This is a genomic window from uncultured Campylobacter sp., from assembly GCF_937949835.1.
GTDB lineage: Bacteria > Campylobacterota > Campylobacteria > Campylobacterales > Campylobacteraceae > Campylobacter_B.
The window spans coordinates 1-2,212 of sequence record NZ_CALEDC010000410.1; the positions used below are offsets into that span (position 1 = coordinate 1).

The 2,212-nt window shown below is 35.1% G+C and carries 2 protein-coding genes and 1 CRISPR repeat array; both genes read left to right on the forward strand.

Annotated features, from left to right (window positions below; all coding sequences use genetic code 11):
* The first annotated feature begins 470 nt into the window (after positions 1-470).
* A CRISPR array of direct repeats spans positions 471-761; the repeat unit is 31 nt; unit sequence TGTTTCAATTCCCAACGGGATGGAATTCTAC.
* 418 nt (positions 762-1,179) lie between these two features.
* The gene (locus Q0256_RS09265; protein WP_040303199.1) at positions 1,180-1,425 is read left to right on the forward strand and encodes a helix-turn-helix transcriptional regulator; all 246 of its coding nucleotides are present in this window, start codon (positions 1,180-1,182) and stop codon (positions 1,423-1,425) included.
* A 1-nt stretch (position 1,426) separates the two neighbouring features.
* The gene (locus Q0256_RS09270; RefSeq protein ID WP_005869088.1) at positions 1,427-1,561 is read left to right on the forward strand and encodes a hypothetical protein; all 135 of its coding nucleotides are present in this window, start codon (positions 1,427-1,429) and stop codon (positions 1,559-1,561) included.
* The last annotated feature ends 651 nt before the right edge of the window (positions 1,562-2,212 follow it).

Here is a 2,212-nt window from a genome sequence, read left to right on the forward strand (position 1 = left end):
AAAGAAGCGATAAAATTTAATGCGGATAGGTTGATTTAGTCATCTTTTTTTGGCTAAATTTTGCATAAATTAATACGCAAAATTTTATGAATAGAGCTTGAGAAATGGAAATTTAAAAGGGGTAAATTTTGAAACGATCTTTAAATTTGCCTCCGCTTCAGATTTGAAATTTCAAGTTGCGCGGTTTGGAATTTCGATCATCGACTTCGAATTTTAAAATTCTAACCCTATCTATCTTTTTAAATTTTATAATCTAAATCCTCGCTTTTTGAACCACGCAGCTTGAAGTCGCTGCTTCTTAAATTTGAAATTCTAAGCTCTGAGATGCGGAGCCTTGCTCGATAAAATTTTAAAATTTCAAGTCCAGAATTTAATTTGATAAAAATTTTATCGGGTAGAATTATGCTCGGTAAATTCTTAAATTCTATAGAATGCTACTATGTGAGAGGGAAATGAGATTTTAAATAGAGTATTTCAATTCCCAATGGGATGGAATTCTACCGGGCAAAACGACGGGAGTAACGATAAAATAAGCGTGTTTCAATTCCCAATGGGATGGAATTCTACCCGATCTTCAATAGACTTGACGCGATAGTCGAGCTGTTTCAATTCCCAACGGGATGGAATTCTACTTATACGGGATATGAAATTCGCACTCACCGGTATGTTTCAATTCCCAACGGGATGGAATTCTACTGATTATCTGCCGTTTTTGCCTCGTATGATACGATGTTTCAATTCCCAACGGGAATTGAAATGCGAAACTCACATATCCCGCATTCACCGCCTTTCCGTAGAATTCTATTCCACTAGGAATTGAAACGCTCTTTGTAATGGCAGATATGGCTCGGCATAGGGTAAAATTCCATCTTGTTCGTAATTGCTACCAGAACCGATCAAAAAATCAAATCCCAAAAGCTTCGATTATAAAATTTCATTCTATCCCCGTTTTAAAATTTAATGTGCTGTTCTGTAAGACACCTATTTGCGCAAGTCGGTTCGTCTTCACGGCATAATATGCAAAATTTTATAAAATTTTATGTTTATTTTATGCAGTATTCTGTATAATTCACACGGATAAACGAAGTGTTTTGCTATTTTTACTTATGAATGACACGATTTTTATTCATTTTATACGATTTTATGTATAATTAACGAATAAATTTGTATAATTTTCATATGTTAGAAACGAGCGATATATTCAACATTTTGCACAATGCCGTCGAAGCCAAAAACAACGGCAAAAAGATCTCGCACGCCGCGATGGCGCAGAGGTTAGGCGTGTCGATGCGGACGTATCAGGACTGGCGCTTGGGCACGACCAAGCCGCAGGCCGCGACCGCGATATGCCAGATGTTGTGCGAGCTCGATAGCGACGACGCTGCGTTTGTGCTGCATAAGATAAAAAAACTTATAGGAGAGTAGAGTGCAAAACATTACTTTGCAAGAAAAGCTGGATCTGCAGGGCGTCTTTCGCGTTATTTATGAGAAAAAAGAGTCGAAATTCGCGATCTTTTACAAGGCGCTTTTGAAGAAATTTTTTAAAAATTTTAAAAAATAACTGGCGGAGGCATTTATTTATTTACTTTATGTGGCAAAGGCGGTAACATCCATTAAATTTAGATGATTTTTCCTTTTTATGACGACCACGCCGATATTCTTTGTTTTGCAGTTTCAGAGGATGCTACCAAATTCTGCTTTATAAAATTTTTTCCATCTTTCTGCCTCTTCGGTATCATCTAATTTAATTTTAAATTCTAACTTTGGCACATAATCTTAAATTTGTAGCCTAAATTTAATTGAAATTAATGCGGAATTCTTACTTTAACTTAGCTTTTAAGATCCCTAGCGTGCATTTTTATAAATATTTTGAATTTGCTATTAAATGAGTTGCATTTAAATCTATTTATATTGCGGCAAATATACAGTTCGTTAAAATTTTAATCTATAAGTAACTTTAAAATTTCATTCGTAACCTATAAATTTAATATATTTGGTGAGCAAATTGAAACCGAATGAAATTTCACATAAGTGCCCCATGCTGTATCTTATCCCAGCCACAACTAATCTTTTTAAATTTTATAGCGAGATTAGAATTCTATCCATTTCCGCCACAAAAGATGTATCGCGTAGATCCGTTTTGATTTCAATAAGATGAATTCTACCGCCAACGCGAATCGTGCAATAAGCCTATTTATGAGTTTCAATTCCC